This is a genomic window from Candidatus Poriferisocius sp., assembly GCF_965208355.1.
GTDB lineage: Bacteria > Actinomycetota > Acidimicrobiia > Acidimicrobiales > Bin134 > Poriferisocius.
Genome location: NZ_CBDBOM010000003.1, coordinates 237,602 through 257,227, shown reverse-complemented (window position 1 = coordinate 257,227; position 19,626 = coordinate 237,602). Strand labels below are relative to the sequence as shown.

Sequence of the window (19,626 nt, the reverse complement as noted above, 5' to 3'; positions counted from 1 at the left end):
TCAGGTCCGTGAACCCGAAGACGGGCAGGCTTACGGCCTACAGCCACGGAGCGGGTTGAGCCGGCAAGCTCGGACCGACCGAGCTGGCGCAGGTCATGCGCTCGCTGCCAACCCCAACCCACGAGAACCTGATCGTGGGCACAGAGACCGGTGACGACGCCGCAGTGTGGCGCCTGGAAGAAGGCCGCGCCCTGATCTCAACCGCTGACTTCTTTGCGCCGGTGGTTGACGACCCCCACACATGGGGGCGCATCGCGGCTACCAACGCGGCCTCTGATGTCTATGCCATGGGCGGGGCTCCCCGATTCGCCCTCAACCTCGTGGCCTGGCCCCATGGTGAACTGCCTCTGGAGATCCTCACCGAGGTGCTGACTGGCGGGGCGGACGCCGCCGCAGAGGGGGGCTGGACCGTGGTGGGCGGCCACACGGTGGACGGACCTGAGCCGATGTACGGCCAAGCCGTCACCGGAGAAGCAGATGAGGGAAACCTGCTGACCAACTCCGGAGCCCAACCGGGGCAATCGCTGGTACTGACCAAGCCGCTGGGAACCGGGCTGCTGGCAACCGCGGTCAAGCGCTCCGATCCCGAGGCGATTCAACCCGGTGGCTGGCTGGCCGATGCCTACACCGCGGGTGTGACCGAGATGACTCGCCTGAACGACATTGCCGCATCGGCTGCCTTGGAGGCCAAGGCCACCGCGGCAACCGACATAACCGGATTCGGACTGCTGGGCCACCTCCAGAAGCTGGCGGCCGCAAGCGGCATCGGGGCGGTGGTCCGGGCCGACTCGGTGCCGGTGCTCCCCGGAGCTTGGGAATTGCTCGACAAGGGCTTCGCCCCGGGGGGGACGGCTCGCAACCTCGATCATGTGAGGCCCTGGGTGAGGGGGCCCGACGACGAGCGGATTTTGACCATGCTGGCCGATGCCCAGACCTCCGGCGGTCTGCTGTTCAGCTGCCCGCCAGCCGCGGCAGAAGACTCCATCGCTCGACTCGCTTCGTCAGGCCATGGCGCAGCAGTGATCGGAGACATCACCGCAGCCGACCCAGGAACGGTAACGGTTATCTGATCGTTATTCGGCCGGCTCGGTGCGGGGTGGCAGCCCGTCCAAGTGGGCGGCGTCGTTGTACCGCACCAGCCGCCACACGCCGGGCTCATCGGTGGTCACGAACTCCGTAATGGACGTGTTCAGGGTCCAGAGCACGAACTGGATGTTCATCCCCAAGCTCAGAAAAAGCCGCATGGCGATGTCGATCACCCCGCCATGGCAAACCACCATCATGGTGGTGCCGGGACTCCCCTCGACCAGATCGTAGAGCGCCTGACCAGTGCGGTAGGAGAAGGCGGCCAGGCTCTCCCCGCCAGGCGCCAGCGGCAAGTGGGGGTGGAAATCCCCGGTCCACTCGAACAGATTCCCGAACTCCTTGTAGCCCACCCCGTCGGCCTCTCCCGGCCGGCGTTCTACGAGGTCGGGATGGGTGTGCACCTTCAATCCGCCCAACGAGGGAGACAGCAGCTCGGCGGTTTCGATCGCCCGGGGCAGGGTGCTGGACCACAGCGCATCCACCTTGGGCTCATGGCCCTGCATATAGCGCTCGCCGAGCGCTTCAGCCTGACTACGGCCCAGCGGCGACAAGCCCGTACAAGCCAGATCTCCGCCGATGATCTGTTTGACCGTCACCTCCGATTCACCGTGGCGGATCAACAGCAAGCGGGTTCGTTCGCCGGAACTCATTGCGGCCCCATCTTGCCATGCCGAAGTCTCATGGCGGACCTTCAGCAATCCAACTTCGTCAACCTGTGGCAAAGCTGCCCCAAATTGGGGCAGAATCTCTATCGATGATGTGGGGGACGATGGTACTCATCGTGGCCTTTGCGGCTGGCGCGGTTCCTTTCTCCTACATGATTGCCCAGTCGCTGGCCCGAACCGACCTACGCCAAGTGGGCACCGGAACAGTCTCGGGAACCGGCCTGTATCGGGTTGCCGGCTTCATCCCCTTGGTCGTGGGAGGCCTCTGCGATGTGGGCAAGGGGGCACTGGGACCGTTCTTGGCCGGTGACCGCTGGCTGCTGATGGCGTTTGCTGGGGCCGTGTCGGTGATTGGCCATAACTGGTCGATGTTTATCAACGGCGCCGGCGGCCGGGGTCTGTCTCCGGCGTTGGGCGCATTCGCGGTGATCGCCTGGCCTGCGGCGCTCTTCCTGTTGGGGGGATTGGCCCTTGGCCGCATTCTTCGCCACACCGGTCTGGTGGTGTTCATAACCATGCCAGCGCTGCCTCCGTTCTTGCTGCTGGTGGCCGACGGCCAGGCCGCTATCGCCAGTACCGTGATCATCGTCCCCATATTGATCAAGCGCGTTCTGGGCAATGAGCCGCTGCCTACCCCCAACCGAATGAAGGCCGCCGCCCATCGACTGGTTTTCGACAACGACAGCTGGGTCTCAGCCACCCCGTCCAACCCTTGAGACTCGAAGCACAGGCCGGCCCTCCCGTTAGAGAACCTTGAGCCTTCGCACCAAGGTCGACTTCCGTCGACTTCTCATCGGGCAGGGGGCGTCCGCGCTCGGCGATTGGATGGGCACCTTCGCCCTCATGGCGCTGGTCGATCACCTGAGCGACTCGGCCACTGCCGTGGGCGGCATCCTCTTCTTCCGGCTCATTCCTGCGGCGTTAGGCGGAACGCTGGCCGCCAAGCTCGTGAATCGCTGGGACCGCCGCCGGACCATGATCACCATGGACCTTCTGCGGGCCGGGATGATCGCGGTTGTCCCCTTCGTGCAGGAGCTCTGGTGGGTGTACTTGTGGGCTCTAGCCCTGGAAGCCCCCAGCGTGGTGTTCCTGGCCTCCCGGGATTCGGCCATCCCCGATCTGGTGGACGAACCCGATCTGCCGCTGGCCAACGCCGCCATGATGGGATCGTCGTACGGAAACATCCCGATCGGAGCGGGTCTGTTCGCCGCGTTTGCGGCTCTGCCGCTGGATGACGGATGGCTGGGTTCGCACCCCTACGCCCTGGTCTTTTGGGTCGACGCACTCACGTTCTTTGTTTCCGCCTACTTCATCGCCCGAGCCCTCGGCCTCAAGGGCCGGGGAACGCCGGTTGGGGAGACCTCCGATAGTCCCGCCTTCTCGGAGGGTGACATCTCCGTTTCCCCGAGCCGATTCCGCGACGCGTGGTCGGTGCCGCTGGTGCGCAGAATCCTGCCGGCCACGGCGGCCGCGGCAGTGGGCCTGGGTGCGCTGTTCTCGCTGGGAATCAAGCTGGTGCAAGAAGAACTGGAGGCTTCCGACATCGAATTCGGCGTGCTTATCGCTTTATTCGGCTGCGGTGCCGGCATTGGCCTGGCGCTCGCCCACAAGTCTCAGCATGTTGACCTGTTGGTTCTCACCCGACGAGGCGCGCTGGTCATGGGGGCATTGGTAGCGCTGATGAGCCAGAGCCCAACGGTGTGGCTGACCTTCCTTGGCGCTGTCGGGTTCGGGGCCGGGGCCACCGTGGCTCTCACATCGGGGATGAGCGCCCTCCAAGCCCGGATACCCCAGGAAGAAGAGCGGGTCTTGGCCTTCTCGGCGTTCCACGTGGTGATCCGAATCGGGCTGGGTGCCGCTGCGCTAGGGGCGGGTGCCATCGGCGACGGGCTAAACGGCGCGGGACTGCCCGGCACCCGGTCGGTTTTGCTGGCGTCGGGCCTGTTGGTGTTGGCCTCAGCGGCCACAGTCCGCCCGATTCTCGACGTCGACGTCGAAAAGGCCCGCGAGTGACGGTCGGCATCGTCACCGACAGCACCGCGGCACTGCCCGAGGATGTGCGGGCTGCCTGGAACATCGCGGTGGTTCCTCTCATGATCACCATGGACGGCCGAACGGTGGCCGACGGGGAGCTCGACACCGCGGAGATCCTGGACGCCAAGACCCACTCGTCCTCGGGCCCTTCACCGGGTGCATTCATTCAAGCCATTGCCGATCAAGACCAAGGTGATGGTGTCGTGATCGTGACGGTGACCTCAACCCTGAGCATCACCAACCAGTCGGCAGTTTTGGCCGCCAAGGCCGTGGAATGTCCGGTGGCGGTGGTGGACAGCCGAACCGCAGCCGGTGGCCAAGGACTGGTAACGGTGGCTGCGGCCCGATCTGCCCGGGCCGGTGCGACTCTGGACGAGGTTGTGGCCAAGGCTGAGACGGTGGCTAGGCAGGTAAAGCTTGTGGGGGCACTGGCCAACCTCGACCAGCTGATCCGCAGCGGCCGCGTGCCCGGCCTGGCCGGGCGAGCCGGGAACCTGATCGGGCTGCGCCCCATGTTCGACATCCACGACGCAGTGATCCGCCGGCTTCGGCCCGCGCTCAGCGATGAAGCCGCTCACCAGCGCCTTTTGAATCTCTGGCGGCGAACCCGACCGGCGGACGACGCCTTGCTTCACTTGGTTTGCCTCCATGCCGAGGCTCCCGACCGGGCCGCCGACCTTCTCGAGGCGGTAACCGCCGAAGTTCAGCCCGCCGACGCCTTCATCAGCCAATTCGGCCAAGCGATGATGATCAACTCCGGGACAGGAGTACGCGGCTTGGCCTGGTACTGGGATTAGCGGCCGGTTGGTTCAGTCTCGGGCGTAGACCTCGGCGGCGCCCTCCCCGGTGGGAGTGCGGGTCAGAATCTCAGCGCCGCTGTCAGTACACAGCAGGGTGTGCTCGAACTGGGCGCTGCGCCGCTGATCAGCGGTCACCGCAGTCCACTGGTCGTCCCACAAATACAGACTGGGAGAACCCAAGGTGAGCATGGGCTCGATGGTGAAGGTCATTCCGGTCTCCAGCGGGGTGGAATGGGAGCGGTCGTAGTAGTGCGGGACTTGCAGCCCAGCGTGGAAATCCGTACCCACACCGTGGCCGATGAACTCCCGCACCACCCCTAGCCGGTGGAGTCGGGCATGGGACTCGATCGCTTTCCCAATGGCGCTGACCGGCGCACCGTCTTTGACCGCTTCGATTCCCAAATACATGGCAGCCCGGGTTTCCCGCACCAACAGGCGGGAGTGATCGTCCACGTCGCCTACCTCAAACGTGACCGATGTGTCGCCGTGCACCCCGTCGAGAAACACGGTGATGTCGATGTTGACGATGTCGCCGTCAGCCAGCGCCCGGCTATCGGGGATGCCGTGGCAGATGACCTCGTTGATCGACGTACACACCGACTTGGGATAGCCCCGGTAGTTGAGCGGGCTGGGATAGGCCCCCCGACGCACGATCTCCTCGTGGACTTCGGCATCGATGCTGTCGGTGGTCACCCCAGGGGCCACCAATTCTCCGGCAAAGAGCAGCACTTCCGCGGCCATTTGTCCGGCCTTGCGCATCGCCTCGATCTCGGCAGCGCTGCGCACCGCAGAGGACTTCGGGTGACCGGGCTCCCCCGAGCGGGCGTACGGGGGCCGCTCGATGTGGCTGGGCACCCGACGGCGAGGACCGATGAGCCCCGGTCTCACTGGCGGGTCAGAAACCGGCACCCGCTCCAACGTCGCCACTCGCGACCGCTTGCGCTTTGCCATCGCCGACTAACTCTACCGGCCCAATCCAGAATCGCTCAGCGCATGTAGCGGGTGAGGCTCTCCACCACGCACGCTGGTTTCGGGCTGCCTTCCACTTCCACGGTGATGGTGATGACGGCCTGCACACCGCCGTTGATCTCGTCCACCGAGCTGAGCTCGGCACCCACCCGGACGCGCGACCCCACCGGGACGGGCGCGGGGAACCGCACCTTGTTGACGCCGTAGTTGATGCCCATGGAGATCTGCTCCACGGTGATCAAGCTGGGCAAGAACATGTTGGTGAGCGACAGTGTGAGGTAGCCGTGAGCGATGGTGGCCCCATAGGGGCTCTCGGCCGCGGCCCGCTCGGGGTCGATGTGGATCCACTGGTGGTCGCCGGTGGCGTCGGCGAACTGGTTCACCCGCTCTTGGGTGATCTCCATCCAGTCGCTCCACCCCAAGTGCTGGCCAACGGCGGCCGGTAGATCATCGACAGTGGCAAAGACGGTTCCCATAGGCGGGAAGTTAGCGGCCCTGACGGCCCGACCACGATGGGGAGCGCTTGGTCAAGAAGGCGTCGATGCCCTCCTGGGCGTCGTCGGTGGCGGCGTTGGCCGCCATCACCTCACGGGTCAACTCATAGGCTTCGGGCTCGCCGCAGTCGAGTTGGCGGTAAAAGGCCTGTTTGCCGATGGCGATGGTGTGGTCGCTGAACCTGGTGATCTGGGCGGCCAACTCGTTTGTGGCCGCTCGCAACTGGTCGGGGGGAACAACCCGGTTGACCAGCCCCCATTCCGCCGCGGTGGCCGCGTCGATGGGCTCGCCGGTGAGCAGCATCTCCATGGCCCGCTTGCGCCCAACTGCCCGGGAAATGGGCACCATCGGGGTGGAGCAGAACAGCCCGATGCGCACTCCGGGCGTGGCGAAAGTCGAGCCAGTGGAGGCCACCGCCAGATCGCAGGCCGCCACCAGCTGGCAGCCCGCGGCGGTGGCCACTCCGTCTACTTCGGCGATCACCGGCTGGGGTGCGGCGTGGACCGCGTCCATCAGGTGCGTGCATGCCTCGAACAGTTCGTCGTAGAACTGGCCGTCCCGATCGACCATCTCCGACAGGTCGTGGCCAGCAGAGAATGCCGGCCCCTCGGCAGCGATCACGATCGCCCCGACGTCGGTCTTTTCTCCCAACTCGTGCAGCGCATGGGTAAGGCGCTGCATTAGCTCCAGGCTGAGCGCATTGCGCCGCTGCGGGTTGGCCAGAGTGACCCGGGCCACCGGCCCCTCAATTTCGATGCTGAACACGCAACTGAGATTACCCGCCTGCGGTGTGCTACCCATTGGGCATGGCCGCTGGAGGAGGCACCAAAGCCGTATTGGCGGCGCTCTTCGCCAATTTGGCCATCGCCATTGCCAAATTCGTAGGGTTCGCCGTCACCCGCTCGGCGTCCATGCTGGCCGAAGGGGTCCACTCCTGCGCCGATACCGGCAACCAGGCCCTACTGCTGATGGGCGGTCGCCTGGCCAAGCGGGATCCCACTCCGCGCCACCCGTTCGGCTACGGCCGGGAGCGCTACTTCTGGTCGTTTGTGGTGTCCATCATCCTGTTCACCCTGGGCGCGCTATTCGCCATCAACGAGGGAATCGAGAAGGTGCGCCACCCCCACGAGCTGGAATCGCTGTGGGTGGCCATCGGCATTCTCATCTTCGGCATCGTGGTGGAGTCGCTGTCGTTCCGCACCGCCATCGTGGAGTCCAACAAGGTGCGGGGCAAGCTCTCGTGGGGCACATTCATCCGCCGCTCCCGCACTCCCGAATTGCCGGTGGTGCTGCTGGAAGATCTCGGGGCCATGTTCGGCTTGGTGTTCGCGCTGATCGCCGTGGTGCTGGCCGAGGTCACCGGAGAGCCCCGCTGGGACGGGGTGGGCACCCTGGTGATCGGCGTGCTGTTGGGGATCATCGCCATCGTGTTGGCCATCGAGATGAAGAGCCTGCTGATCGGCGAGAGCGCCACCGAAGAGGATCGGGCCCGTCTGCGGGCTGCGTTGGACGAATCGCCCGAAATCGACCGGGTGGTCGACATGCGCACCCAGCACCTCGGCCCCGAGGAGCTGCTGGTAGCTGCCGAAGTGGACTTCGCCGACCACCTATCGGGCGATCAGATGCCTGCGGCCATTGCCGCGGTGGAGGCCCGCCTGCGCGCCGCCGTCCCTACCGCCACCAACGTCTACCTCGAGCCCTCCCGTTAATCAGCCGGCTCGAAGTAGGGCAAGGTGATTTCTTCGCTCAGCTCCACAAAGGTGGTCTTGACTCGCATGCCGACATGGACAGCGTCGACCGGACAGTTGATCAGGTTGGCCAGCAGCCAGAACCCTTCGTCCAGCGTCACGATCACCGCTACGTAGGGCACGGTGAACGCCGGGGTTTGGGGGCGCCAAACGGTGGTCCAGGAGTACACCTCGCCCTGGCCGGTGCTGACCTCCCAGTCGAGGTTGGTCGAGAAGCAGGCCGAGCAGGCCGGAGCCGGATCCATGGTGATGGCGCCGCAGTCCCGGCATCGCTGGTAGCGCAGCTCACCGACCTTGCAGCCGTCCCAGTAGGGCTGGGAATACAGCGTGGGCACCGGCAGGGGGATTCCCGGCGACTGGGGTTGCAGTAGCTCGCTCATGGGGTTTCCGTTCCCAGCAGCATGACATCGGTGAACAGGGCACCGGCGCCGCCGTTGGAGCACATGGCCACCTGGGCGTCGGGCACTTGGGACGTCACACAGGTGCCCCGGAGCTGTTCCACCCCCCGAATAACTCGCTGGAGCTGTTGCACCGCCGCCCCGCCGTGGCTGAACGACATAGTGCCCCCGTCGGTGGTCACCGGGTACTGGCCGCCGGGGCCGATGCGGCCGTCCATGATGAAGTCGCCGCCTTCGCCCTCTTCGCAGAACCCGTAGGCCTCGAACTGGCGAATGATCTCGAACGAGAACGGATCGTAGAACTCGCACACGTCCACGTCGGTGGGACCGAGCTCGGCCATGGCGAAGGACTTCTGGGCCGCCCACCGGCCGGTGTAGCCGTTGTTCCTGCCGGATGGACCAGCAAGGTCCCACGCCGGGGGGTGCTGGTAGGAGGGGCCGAAGCTGTCGCAGGCCCCGCCCAAGATGTACACCGGCTTGGTGGGCAGGTCTTGGGCCCGCTCCCGGGTGGTGAGGATCAGCGCGCACGCCCCCTCGGAAGTCATCGCGCAGTCGAGCAGGTGGAAGGGGTCGGCCACCATGCGCGACGCCAGTATGTCGTCGGGGGTGAATGGCCCCCGGCCGTGGTACACCGCATCGGGATGGACGTGGCCGTTGTTGCGGATGGTGGCGGCCACTGTGGCCAGCTGCTCAGGAGTGGTGCCGTGCATGTGCATGTGGCGTTGGGCAATGAGGGCGAACTCGGCGGCGGTGAACATGCCGTAGGCCACCACGAACTCGTGGGCCGGCCGGGTCCACGGAGCGGTGGAAGCCCGCTCGGTGTAGACGCCGGCTGATCCGTGGGCCACCAACACGGTGTGGCACTGGCCGGTGGCGATGGCAGAAGCGGCGTCCAGGATGGTGGGGATGGACGGGGCCATGTAGTGGCGCCACGAGGGGCCGTTGCGCATGTAGTAGGTGAGCGGGCCGCTGAAAGGGCCGGCGGCGACGCCGTCGATGTCTGATGGGCTCAGGCCGGTGTCGGCCAGCACCCGGTGGACGGCTTGGAAGGTGATGGTGGTGGAGTCGTGGCCTTCGAGGATGCGGGCTTGTTCGGAGTTGGCGATGCCGACGATGGCGACGTCGTGAAATGGATGTTTGGCCACGGGCTAAATGTCTAGTCGGCGGGCGGGTTGGATGCTTGTGTTGTAGCAAGTCCAGTCGATACCACCCACCGGCGGGTTTGCGGGTCCTGTCGCCTGACGGCGGCCTGGCGTGCTTCGCGTGCGCCAGGTCCGCCTCCGGCGCCACCCCCAAACCCGCCTACTCTTGGGACGCCACTCAGAGAGAGGAAAGAGGGGAGGTGAATCGCTCGTGAAACCGTTGGAAGGCGTTCGGGTGATTGATCTGACTCGGGTGGTTTCGGGGCCGGTCTGTACTTGGTTCTTGGCTTCGTTGGGGGCGGAGGTAATTCGGGTGGACCCGCCGGGCGGGGACGTGACTTGGCGCATTCCGCCGTGGGTCGGACCGGAGGGCGAACAATCAGAGGTCATGGGGCCCGACGACATCGGGATCAGTTATCTGCGCAAGGGGCGGGGTAAGCGCAGCGTGGTTCTCGACCTAGGTCGGCCCGAGGGGGCGGACGCGTTTCGACGGCTGGCGGCCAATGTTGACGTGTTGGTGGACAACTTTCGGCCAGGGGTCATGGCCTCGCTGGGGCTGGACTACGAGACGCTGGCCGAGCTGAACCCTCAGCTGATCCACGCTTCCATCACCGGCTTTGGACCCGATGGGCCGGATGCCGATCTGGCCTCCATGGACCTCATAATCCAGGGCCGGTCGGGGCTGATGGCCAAGTCGGGTTTCCCCGACGGCCCACCCACCAAGGCCGGCGCCACCGTCGGAGACCAATTCCCGGCCGCCCTTTGCGCCCTCGGGGTGGTGGCAGCGCTGCGCCAGCGAGACATCGACGGAAAGGGTCAGTACATCGACGTTGCCATGCTCGACAGCCTGGTCACCATGATCTGGGACGAGCCTCTGGACCTCTACCGGGAACGGGGCATGCCCGACCGCATCGGCAACGGCGATCCGAGGGGCATCCTGGACACCTTTGAATCTCAGGACGGCTGGATCACTCTGGTCATCACCTCCGACGCCCAATTCAAACGTCTCACTGAGGAGATGGGCCGCCCCGACCTATGGGAGCTGGGTCCCGACATACCCGTACGGGCAGCCAACCGGGCTGAGATATGCCAGGAAGTGGCACGGTGGATGGCGCAGCAGACCACTGAGGAGTTGGTAGCCCGACTGCACAAAATCCGAGTACCCGCCGGCGCGGTGGGCTCCGCCTACGCCGCCGCCGAAGACCCCCAAATCCAACACCGCCAAGCCTTGGTCTCCCTGCAACATCCCCACGCCGACGAGCCCTCCCGCTGGCTAGCCCCCGCGTTCCCGGTGAAGTTCTCCCGGGCCAACACCGATCAAACCCCCGCCGAAACCCTCGGCACCAGCACCAAAGACGTACTCAATGAAATCGCCGGTCTCTCGGAGGAAGAAATAGACCGCCTCCAGACAGACGGAATCCTCGGATAGGCGGGGCGGCAGCCCACAAAATGGTTCGTGGTGGGTGGTGGCGCCGGAGGCGGACCTGGCGCACGCGAAGCACGCCAGGCCGCCGTCAGGTGACAGGACCCGTCACCACGAACCCTTCAACGCGGCCTGCCGCCCCGCCGGATAGAGGTATCAACGGTTCGTCTGACAGAGTGGCGGGATGTTCAGAGCCCTCCTGCTCAGCCAAGACGACGACGGCACCCTTTCCCACTCCATTACCGAGTTGGACGACGCTGACCTGCCTGACCGCCCGGTCATGGTCGACGTGGACTACTCCACTCTCAACTACAAAGACGGCCTGGCCATCGTGAACGGCGCCCCCATCGTGCGCACCTGGCCCATGGTTCCCGGCATCGACCTGGCCGGCACGGTGGCCAGCAGCGACGACCCGGCCTGGTCGACCGGCGACGGGGTGATCGTGAACGGCTGGGACGTTGGCGAGTCGTACTGGGGAGGCATGGCCACCAAGGCGGCCATGGACGGCGGCTGGCTCACTCCCCTGCCCGACGCCTACACCTCCCATCAGGCCATGGCGTTGGGCACCGCGGGCTACACCGCCATGCTGTGCGTGCTGGCCCTAGAGGAGCACGACATCGCCCCCGATTCCGGCCCGGTTGTGGTGACCGGGGCCGCCGGTGGGGTGGGCAGCGTGGCCGTCGCAGTTCTGGCCAAGCTGGGCTATGAGGTGATCGCCTCCAGTGGCCGCATCGAAACTGAGGGCGACTACCTGCGTGAACTGGGAGCGTCCGAGCTCATCCACCGCGACGAGCTCTCCGGCCCGGCTCGGCCCCTGGGCAAGACACGCTTCGCCGGAGGCATCGACACCGTGGGCAGCCACACACTGGCCAACATCGTCTCCCAGACCCAGCCCCACGGGTGCGTGGCCGCCTGCGGCTTGGCCCAAGGCATGGACTTTCCCAGCTCGGTGGCCCCGTTCATCCTCCGGGCCGTCACCCTGGCCGGGGTCAACTGCGTCTATGAGCCCGCTGAGCGCCGGGCCCAAGCCTGGAACCGCCTGGCCCAAGACCTCGACACCGCCAAGCTCGACGCCATGACCGACACCATCGGCCTGTCCGACGTCCCCGCCGCCGCCGCCCAGATCCTTGCCGGCGAAATCCGCGGCCGAGTCGTCATCGACGTCAACCGCTAGATTTCAAGAGAACGGGGGAAGCCGATGGAACATCACATTGTCATCAGTGCTGACACGCATTGCGGGGCCGACCTGAGGGGCTACCGGCCGTATCTGGAGTCGCGCTACCACGACGAGTTCGACGAGTGGGCCGACTTCATGGACGAACACAACGAGCGCCGCAAAGCCATGTTCGCCGACATGGAGCGCTCGCCCATGGAGGTGGGGGTGGACGGCGATCCCGAGGTGTGGGGCCACCGCAACTGGTCGTCGTCTGATCGACTGGCCGAGCAGGAGGCCGACGGCTTCATCGCCGAGGTGCTGTTCCCCAACACCCAGCCCCCGTTCGCACCGCCCGCGGCCACCGCATTCGAGGCCCCGCCCTACTCTGACAACTTCGAGCACCGCTGGGCCGGACTGCGAGCCCACAACCGGTGGGTGGCCGAGTTCGTGAGCCAGGCCCCCGAGCGCCGGGCCGGAATCGCCCAGGTGTTCTTGGGCGATGTAGAAGGCTCCGTCAAAGAGATCGAGTGGGCGGCAGAGAATGGGTTGAAGGGCGGCGTGCTCATCCCCGGCGCACCGCCCGACTCTCCGTTCGAGCCGCTGTACTCCAAGTCCTACGAGCCCATCTGGGCCGCCACCGCGGCAGCCGGTCTTCCGCTGAACCACCACGCCGGCGGTGGATCGCCCAACTACGGCAACCACTTTCCCTCGTCGCTGGCCATGTTCGTCCTAGAGGCCACCTGGTGGACCCAGCGGGCTCTGTGGCACCTCATGTTCTCGGGCGTGTTCGAGCGCTATCCCAACCTCAAGTACGTGACTACCGAGACCGGTACTGCCTGGGTGCCCGACACTCTGGAGAAGCTGGAGAGCTTCTTCCACCGGATGCGGTACTCCAAGTACGGCTCCGAGACCGTCTTCGGCAGCCAGGCGGTGGCCGATATGTCGCTCACTCCCAGCGAGTACTTCGCCCGCCAGTGCTACATCGGAGCGTCGTTCCTGCGGCCCTCAGAAGCTCTGCTTACCCGGACGGTGGGCATCGACCGGGTCATGTGGGGCTCCGACTACCCCCATATCGAGGGGTCGCATCCCCATACCCGAGAGCACCTGAGGCTCACCTTCGCCAACCTCACCGAGGAGGAGACCACTCAAATCCTCACCACCAACGCCGCTGAGGTGTACGGGTTCGACTTGGTGGCGCTGGCCCCCCTGGCCGAGCAGTTCTGCCCCACCAAGGCCGAGGTGGCCACTCCCATCGACTACGCCGACATACCCGAGCGGGCCAAGGGCTGCCCGGGCATGAACCCCCTCAACCAGGTCCAGCCGGCGGCCTGAGCCGCTAGATCTCTGGGGCCAACGAGGCCAGAAACTCCCGGGTTCGCTGGCTGGAGGCGATGAGCTCGTCGCGGCCATCGCCCACTGGCAGAACCCGCACCGAGAGATCAGTGACCCCGGCGTCGGCGAAAGTGCGCAGCCGGGCCAAGACCGCGGCTTCGTCGCCGACGGCCATGATGTCCGACACCCCCTCGGCGTCGCCCCGGTCCAACAGCCGCTGATAGTTGGGGGACATCTCGGCCTCGGCCAGCAGCCGCTCGGCCCGATCCTTGGCCGCGTCCACCTCCCCAGATCCGCACAAGCACACCGGCACTCCAGCCACAATCCGAGGGGGAGGGCGACCGGCCTCGGCGGCGGCCTGGGTGATCCGAGGAGCGATGAATTCGCCGATGGCCCGCTCGTCGGCCAGCCAAAGGGTGGTGCCGTCGGTGCGGGTGCCGGCCAGTCGCAGCATGACCGGTCCCAGTGCGGCCAGCAACACCGGAGTGGCGGGCTGGTCGGTGATGTCGAGCGGGTTGTCGATCTGGAAGTGCTCGTTTTCGACCGCAACAGGTCCAGGGCCAGCCAGCGCTTGGTCCAACACATCGAGATACGACCGGATCTGCGCCGCAGGCCGGTCATATGACAACCCCAGCATGTCCTCCACGATCCAGTGGTGCGACGGGCCCAATCCCAAAGCGAATCGGCCCTCACAGGCCAGCTGCACCGAGAGCACCTGCTGACACAGCGCGATGGGATGGCGGGTCTGGGCCACCACCACCGCGGTTCCCACCTCCACGGTGGAGGTGGCCGACCCGATCAGTGCGGCTGCCGTCATGGCGTCGAACTCGTCGGGAATCTGGGGAATCCATACCGACGCGAAGCCAGCCGCTTCCGCCTCTTGGGCCGCCTCGATCATTCGGGCCTTCTTGGTGGCATATCGGCGCCGCTCGGGCCCGACCATCAGTCCTATACGCACAGCAACTCCTCAGCCTCGTTCATATCAGACGCCAGCGGCCATTGGCACTGATCCCGGCCTTCGGTGTGTCGGTTACCATCCGAGCGGAAAGCCAAGGAGGAACGGGTGAGCAACTCGGCCGACAACATCGACAACCCGGCCAGCCGGCCGCGAATCACCCCACTGGAGCTGTCAGAGTGGACCCCTGAGGCATTTGCCGCCATGGAACCGATGCGTCCTCCGGCAGGCTCTGCCTATAACAAGCGCAAGGCCGACCGCAAACAACAGGTGAGGCGCCCCAACAACGCCTTGTCGGTGATGGCCCGCTATCCCGAACTGGCCCAGGCATTCCTGGCATTCAACCGCCACCTGCTCTACTTCAACACCCTGCCCGGGAGGGCCATCGAGTTGGCCGTGCTGCGGGTGGCGTGGCTGCGCCGAAGCGAATACGAGTGGGTTCAGCACGCGGCCGCTGCCCCTGAAGTGGGACTTACCGCCGAGGAAATCGACCGCACCACCGCCGATTCTGTTGACGGCTGGAACCCTGACGACGCCTTGTTGCTGCGGGCGGTAGACGAGCTACAACACAATCACGGTTGGTCGGACGGAACATGGAACGAGTTGGCCGAGGCGTTCGACACCCGCCAGATCATGGACTTGCTCTTCACCGTGGGGGCCTACGACACCCTGGCGGTGGCATTCAACTGCTTCGACCTGCCCCTTGATCCCGAGCTCGAGGGCAAGAGCTTCCCCTCCGGGGCCGGGGGCTAGTCGGTGTCGGAGCTGTTCCCGCCGCTGGACTATCCCCAGGGAACCAGCGTCCACAGCCTGCTGGAGTCGGCCGCCAACCAGTTCGGCGACCGGGTGGCCGTTCGGTTCGAAGACCGATTCCTGACCTACGAGGAATTCAACCAACAGGCCGACGGGTTCGCCCGTGTGTTGGCCGAACGGGGCGTGTCGGCCCATCAGCGGGTGGCGGTGATGGCCTCGAATCGGCCTGAGTTCTTCACCGCCGTGTTCGGCATCTTCAAGCTCGGGGCCTCCGCAGTAATGATCAGCTCGGCGTGGAAACAAGCCGAGGTCGCCCACGCCGCCGGCCTGACCGAACCGGTGCTGGCCATCACCGACGGTGACACCCATCTGCGCCTCCCTCCCCTGCTGGCCGACCAAGTGATCCACCTCGACGACGACCCCGCCGTGGCCGCCCTGGCCAACCACTCAGCCGAGCCGATGGCCGTGGAACTGGATTGGGAACAGACCGAGGCCGTGCTGGTGTTCAGCTCCGGCACTACCGGCATGCCCAAAGCGGTGCGCCACACCCATGCCAGCATCGGCGCGGCCATCGTCATTTGGGGATCGGTGCTCGGCCTTACCACCGATGACCGGTTTCAGATTGCCACCCCTCCGTTCCACATCCTCGGGCTGCTCAACCTGCTGGCCTCGGTGTGGGCGGGGTCGTCGGTAAGGCTCCACCCCCGTTTCGACCTGGACGCAGTCCTGGCCGCCGTCGAGACCGACCGCATCACCCTGGAGATGGCGGTGGCGCCGATAGCCCTGGCCATGGCCAACCACCCCCGTCTGGAGGAGTACGACCTGTCGTCGCTGCGCTACATCATGTGGGGGGCCACCCCGGTTACCGAGAGCGTGGCCCGGCGGGTCACCGAGCGAACCGGCGTAGGTTTCCTGCCCGCTTACGGGGCCAGCGAATTGCCGGTCATCGCCACCAACCCGGTGCACCGACCCGATCTGTGGCGGCTGGATTCCGCCGGCCTACCCGTTCACGATGTCCGGGTTCGCATTGCCGACTTGGAGACCGGAGCGGTGCTGTCCGCCGGGGAGGTCGGTGAAATTCAGGCGCAGAGCCCGGCGAGGATGGCCGGGTATCTGCCCGCCGAGGCCGACGCCGACGCGTTCACCGACGGCTGGTATCGCACCGGCGATGTGGGTTGGATGGAGCCCGACGGATGGCTGCACATCACTGACCGGGTGAAGGAGATGATCAAGGTCAAGGGATTTCAGGTGGCCCCCGCCGAGGTTGAGGCAGTGCTGCTGGGCCATCCCGGTGTGGTTGACTGCGCGGTGTTCGGGATTCCCGACCCCGATTCCGGCGAAGCGGTGGCCGCCGCCGTGCAGCTCGCGGAAAACGCCGACCCCTCAGTCGACGACCTCAAGGCCCTGGTGGCCGATACCTTGGCCTCCTACAAGAGCCTCCACACCGTGCTGGTGGTGGAGTCCATTCCCCGACTGCCGTCGGGCAAGACGCTCCGGCGGGAGCTGAAGCGCCGGTTCGAGCCTTAGGAACTCTTCAGCAGCTCGTCTTTCATCACCTTGCCAGTGGCGTTCAGCGGGAACGACTCTCGCAATACCACCGATCGGGGCACCTTGTAGTTGGCCATGCGCTCCCGGCACCAGGCGATCACCTCGTCGGGATCGACCGCCGTTTCCGGCCGGGGCACGATGAAGGCTCGGCCCACCTCTCCCAGCCGCTCGTCGGGCACTCCCACCACCGCGGCCTGAGCCACCCCGGGATGGCCCAGCAGCGTGTTCTCGATCTCGGCGGGGTAGGCGTTGAACCCTCCCACGATGAACATGTCTTTGATGCGACCGGCGATCTTCAGATAGCCCCGGTCGTCCATGATCCCCAGGTCGCCGGTGTGGAGCCATCCGTCGGCGTCGATGGCCGAGGCGGTGGCCTCAGGGTCGTCGAAATAGCCGGTCATCACGCTGAAGCCTCGCACCAGCACCTCGCCGGTTTCCCCGGTAGCGGCCTCCCGGTCTCCGTCAGCCACCTGGACTTCCAGGTCGGGCATGGCTCGCCCCGCGGTGGTGGCAATGGTCTCGGGATCGTCGCCGGGCTGGGTTCCGGTGCAGGTGCCGGCCTCGGTGAGTCCGTAACCGGTGCAGATGCGCTCGAACGGCAATTCTTCGTGCATCCGGCGGATCAGCTCCACCGGGATGTCGGCCGCACCGGTGATGGCCACCCGCAGGCTGGACAGGTCCCGGCCCGAGCGAGATGGGTGGTCGAGGATGGTCTGGTACACGGTCGGTGGACCGGGAAGCACCGCGATCCGCTCGGACTCAACCAGCTCCAGCACCTGTTCCACGTCGAATACCGGCATCGGGTACACCGTCGCCCCCCGCATCAGACAGGCCAGCCAACCGGCCTTGTAGCCGAACATGTGGAAGAAGGGATTGACGATCAAATACCGGTCGCCATGGCGCAGATCAGCGAAATCGCACCAGTCGGAGAACTGCCGCAGGGTCTGCCCGTGGGTCATCATCACGCCTTTGGGCGCACCGGTGGTGCCCGACGTGAAGAGTATGTCGCTGATCTGGTCGGGACCCACCGCCTGTCGTCGGGCCTCCACCGCGTCGGGGGATAGTGACTCCCCCGCCCCCAGGAAATCAGCCCACGACACCGCGTTGGGCACATTCCCGGCCTCGCCGGGGGGCAGCATCACCACCCGCTCCAGCGCCGACAGGTCGGCGTCATCCTGGTGGAACAGCCCGGCGGGGTCGATGCCGGCGAACCCGGCCTCGACCACCAAGAGGCGGGAGCGGCTGCGGGCCAGAATGTAGGCGGCTTCAGCCGGCTTGAAGCGGGTGTTTACCGGTACCAACGCAGCCCCTGCGGCATGGAGGCCCAGCGCGGCGACGATCCACTCCAAGCGATTGGAGGCCCAGACCGCCACCCGGTCGCCAGCCTGCACTCCGGCGGCCTGCATGGCCGCGGCGGCCTGGTCGGTCAGGCGCCCCAGCTCCGCGTAGGACAGCACGCTGTCGCCCTCCACGACCGCGGGAGCATCGCCGAAGCGGGCCGCCGCCCCCTGGGCCATCAGCGGAATGCTGGTGCTGGCCCAATCCTCGGATGCGCTCATGCCGACCCCGCTCCTCGGCTAGGCAGCCGGTTCAGCCAATGTCTTGATCTCGAGGAACTCCTCAAATCCGGCCACGCCCATCTCCCGTCCGATGCCCGATTGCTTGTATCCCCCGAAGGGCGCATCGGGGGCGTAGTACAGGCCGCCGTTCACGCTGATCGTGCCCGACCGGATCTGCCGAGCCACGGCCCGAGCCCGCTTCGGGTCGGCGCTGTTCACCGCGCCCGACAAGCCATAAATGGAGTTGTTGGCGATCCGAACGGCCTCGTCGTCGCCCCCCTCGTAGGGGATGATGACTAGCACCGGTCCGAAGACCTCTTCTTGGGCCACCAGGTCGTTCTCCCCCACTCCCGCCAGCAAGGTGGGCTCGTAGTAGTAGCCCACCGGCAGGTGATCGGGCCGCTTGCCGCCGGTCACCAACCTCGCTCCCTGGTCTATGGCGTCTGTCACCAGCTTGTGAACCTTGTCGCGCTGGCGGGCGTTGATCAGCGGTCCCATCATTATGGAGGGATCGGTCGGATCGCCGTAGGGGATGTTGGCCAGCGTGGCCGCCACCACTTCGGCGGCGGTGTCGGCCATGGCCGCAGGAACCAGCATTCGAGTGGTGATGGCGCACCCCTGTCCGGCGTGGGTGCAGATCATGAACGAGTTCATGGCGGCTGCCGCCTCCACGTCGGCGTCGTCCAGCACCACATAGGCGCTCTTGCCCCCCAGCTCCAAGAAGGTCTTCTTCACCGTGGCGCTGGCCGCAGCCATGATCTTCCGCCCGGTGGCGGTAGAGCCGGTGAAGGTCACCATATCCACATCTGGGTGGGTGGTGAGAACCTCGCCCACCGAGTTCTCCGCTGAGCTCAAGATGTTGACCACTCCGGGAGGGATGTCGGTCTCATTGGCAACCAGATTGCCCAGCGCCAGCGCCGACCACGGTGTGTCGGGCGCCCCCTTCAACACCATCGTGTTGCCGGCAGCCAGTGCGGGGGCCAGCTTGGCCAGGTTGAGCTGGACAGGGAAGTTGTAAGCCGTGATGGCGGCCACCACCCCTACGGGCTCGCGCTCGATCCACCGTCGATGGCTGCCCCCATAGGCCTCCACCAAGCCGAGGTCTTCGGACCACTGATATCCGTCCATCATGTCGGCCACCCACTTGACCGATGCCACCGGGGCTTCGAGCTGCGGACCGCCGTAGGTGAGCATCACCGGAGAACCCACCTCGGCCACCGTCAGCTCCCGCATCTCTTCGAGATGGCGCTCCAGCGCGGCATGGATTTGGCGCAGGCACCGAGCCCGAAATTCGTGGTCAACGGCCCAGTCGGTGGTTTCGAAAGCCCGGCGAGCGGCGGCCACAGCGGCCACCGCATCGGCGTCGGTGGCGTTGGCGGCCGCCCCGAGCACCTCCTCGGTTGCGGGGTTCACCGTCTCGAACACGCCACCCCCCTCGGAGGCCCTCAGCTCCCCGTCGATCAACAGATCTTCTTCATGCCACATGGTTGATTTCTCCCGGATCGCTCATGGCAGGCCTCACCCTATAGCCGAGACTCAGCGGAAAACTCGTCCGACCGCTGA

The 19,626-nt window shown here is 66.0% G+C and carries 19 protein-coding genes; 10 read left to right on the top strand and 9 right to left on the bottom strand.

Features of this window, described 5'->3' with window-relative positions:
• Positions 1-8: 8 nt before the first annotated feature.
• Positions 9-1,070 carry a selenide, water dikinase SelD gene (selD, locus tag ACOGXH_RS02505; RefSeq protein WP_419927539.1) on the top strand — a complete coding sequence of 354 codons (1,062 nt, stop codon included), beginning with the start codon at positions 9-11 and terminating at the stop codon, positions 1,068-1,070.
• Between the two features lie 3 nt (positions 1,071-1,073).
• Here selD and ACOGXH_RS02500 read toward each other — a convergent pair whose 3' ends face one another.
• Complete coding sequence (locus ACOGXH_RS02500) at positions 1,074-1,736, bottom strand: histidine phosphatase family protein (RefSeq protein ID WP_419927538.1); 663 nt, start codon at positions 1,734-1,736, stop codon at positions 1,074-1,076.
• A 104-nt stretch (positions 1,737-1,840) separates the two neighbouring features.
• On the opposite strand from ACOGXH_RS02500, the gene ACOGXH_RS02495 reads away from it, so the two are divergent.
• Genes ACOGXH_RS02495 through ACOGXH_RS02485 form a run of 3 tightly spaced genes read left to right on the top strand, consistent with a single transcriptional unit; the run spans position 1,841 to position 4,582 of the window.
• Entirely contained in the window at positions 1,841-2,467 is a 627-nt protein-coding gene (locus ACOGXH_RS02495; RefSeq protein WP_419927537.1) for a glycerol-3-phosphate acyltransferase, read from the top strand.
• Positions 2,468-2,504: 37 nt separating this feature from the next.
• On the top strand, positions 2,505-3,764 hold the full coding sequence (locus tag ACOGXH_RS02490; protein WP_419927536.1) for an MFS transporter: 1,260 nt from the start codon (positions 2,505-2,507) through the stop codon (positions 3,762-3,764).
• Positions 3,761-4,582 carry a DegV family protein gene (locus tag ACOGXH_RS02485; protein ID WP_419927535.1) on the top strand — a complete coding sequence of 274 codons (822 nt, stop codon included), beginning with the start codon at positions 3,761-3,763 and terminating at the stop codon, positions 4,580-4,582. Before ACOGXH_RS02490 ends, ACOGXH_RS02485 begins: the two co-directional genes overlap by 4 nt.
• Before the next feature lie 12 nt (positions 4,583-4,594).
• On the opposite strand, the gene map is transcribed toward ACOGXH_RS02485, so the two are convergent.
• Genes map through ACOGXH_RS02470 form a run of 3 tightly spaced genes read right to left on the bottom strand, consistent with a single transcriptional unit; the run spans position 4,595 to position 6,850 of the window.
• Positions 4,595-5,536, bottom strand: a complete 942-nt coding sequence (gene map / locus ACOGXH_RS02480; RefSeq protein WP_419927534.1) for a type I methionyl aminopeptidase — start codon at positions 5,534-5,536, stop codon at positions 4,595-4,597.
• 35 nt (positions 5,537-5,571) lie between these two features.
• A complete protein-coding gene (locus ACOGXH_RS02475; protein WP_419927533.1) occupies positions 5,572-6,030 on the bottom strand; it encodes a MaoC family dehydratase in 459 nt (152 codons plus the stop codon).
• A 10-nt stretch (positions 6,031-6,040) separates the two neighbouring features.
• Positions 6,041-6,850: an enoyl-CoA hydratase gene (locus ACOGXH_RS02470; RefSeq protein WP_419927532.1), complete on the bottom strand. Its 810-nt coding sequence runs from the start codon at positions 6,848-6,850 to the stop codon at positions 6,041-6,043.
• A 5-nt stretch (positions 6,851-6,855) separates the two neighbouring features.
• Between ACOGXH_RS02470 and ACOGXH_RS02465 the strand changes: the two genes are divergently transcribed.
• Entirely contained in the window at positions 6,856-7,758 is a 903-nt protein-coding gene (locus tag ACOGXH_RS02465; RefSeq protein WP_419927531.1) for a cation diffusion facilitator family transporter, read from the top strand.
• Here the strand turns inward: ACOGXH_RS02465 and ACOGXH_RS02460 are convergent.
• A complete protein-coding gene (locus tag ACOGXH_RS02460) occupies positions 7,755-8,177 on the bottom strand; it encodes a Zn-ribbon domain-containing OB-fold protein (protein WP_419927530.1) in 423 nt (140 codons plus the stop codon). The two genes, ACOGXH_RS02465 and ACOGXH_RS02460, sit on opposite strands and share 4 nt — an antisense overlap.
• Positions 8,174-9,340, bottom strand: a complete 1,167-nt coding sequence (locus tag ACOGXH_RS02455; protein ID WP_419927529.1) for a thiolase family protein — start codon at positions 9,338-9,340, stop codon at positions 8,174-8,176. Before ACOGXH_RS02455 ends, ACOGXH_RS02460 begins: the two co-directional genes overlap by 4 nt.
• Positions 9,341-9,449: 109 nt before the next feature.
• Between ACOGXH_RS02455 and ACOGXH_RS02450 the strand changes: the two genes are divergently transcribed.
• The 3 genes from ACOGXH_RS02450 to ACOGXH_RS02440 all read left to right on the top strand — a co-directional run bounded on the left by ACOGXH_RS02450 (position 9,450) and on the right by ACOGXH_RS02440 (position 13,248).
• On the top strand, positions 9,450-10,766 hold the full coding sequence (locus ACOGXH_RS02450; RefSeq protein ID WP_419927528.1) for a CaiB/BaiF CoA transferase family protein: 1,317 nt from the start codon (positions 9,450-9,452) through the stop codon (positions 10,764-10,766).
• A 178-nt stretch (positions 10,767-10,944) separates the two neighbouring features.
• Positions 10,945-11,934, top strand: coding sequence for an MDR family oxidoreductase (locus ACOGXH_RS02445; RefSeq protein ID WP_419927527.1), 990 nt, complete (start codon positions 10,945-10,947; stop codon positions 11,932-11,934).
• Between the two features lie 24 nt (positions 11,935-11,958).
• Positions 11,959-13,248, top strand: a complete 1,290-nt coding sequence (locus ACOGXH_RS02440; RefSeq protein WP_419927526.1) for an amidohydrolase family protein — start codon at positions 11,959-11,961, stop codon at positions 13,246-13,248.
• A 4-nt stretch (positions 13,249-13,252) separates the two neighbouring features.
• Here the strand turns inward: ACOGXH_RS02440 and ACOGXH_RS02435 are convergent, their stop codons facing one another.
• Positions 13,253-14,206, bottom strand: a complete 954-nt coding sequence (locus ACOGXH_RS02435; protein ID WP_419927525.1) for a TIGR03564 family F420-dependent LLM class oxidoreductase — start codon at positions 14,204-14,206, stop codon at positions 13,253-13,255.
• 105 nt (positions 14,207-14,311) lie between these two features.
• Here ACOGXH_RS02435 and ACOGXH_RS02430 point away from each other — a divergent pair, with 105 nt between their 5' ends.
• Both ACOGXH_RS02430 and ACOGXH_RS02425 read left to right on the top strand, forming a co-directional pair.
• On the top strand, positions 14,312-14,956 hold the full coding sequence (locus ACOGXH_RS02430; RefSeq protein ID WP_419927524.1) for a carboxymuconolactone decarboxylase family protein: 645 nt from the start codon (positions 14,312-14,314) through the stop codon (positions 14,954-14,956).
• Positions 14,957-15,049: 93 nt separating this feature from the next.
• Positions 15,050-16,483, top strand: coding sequence for a class I adenylate-forming enzyme family protein (locus ACOGXH_RS02425; protein WP_419930311.1), 1,434 nt, complete (start codon positions 15,050-15,052; stop codon positions 16,481-16,483).
• Here the strand turns inward: ACOGXH_RS02425 and ACOGXH_RS02420 are convergent.
• Both ACOGXH_RS02420 and ACOGXH_RS02415 read right to left on the bottom strand, forming a co-directional pair.
• Positions 16,480-18,063: a FadD3 family acyl-CoA ligase gene (locus tag ACOGXH_RS02420; protein WP_419927523.1), complete on the bottom strand. Its 1,584-nt coding sequence runs from the start codon at positions 18,061-18,063 to the stop codon at positions 16,480-16,482. The genes ACOGXH_RS02425 and ACOGXH_RS02420 overlap by 4 nt on opposite strands.
• Before the next feature lie 18 nt (positions 18,064-18,081).
• Positions 18,082-19,548, bottom strand: a complete 1,467-nt coding sequence (locus ACOGXH_RS02415; protein ID WP_419927522.1) for an aldehyde dehydrogenase family protein — start codon at positions 19,546-19,548, stop codon at positions 18,082-18,084.
• Positions 19,549-19,626: the final 78 nt, after the last annotated feature.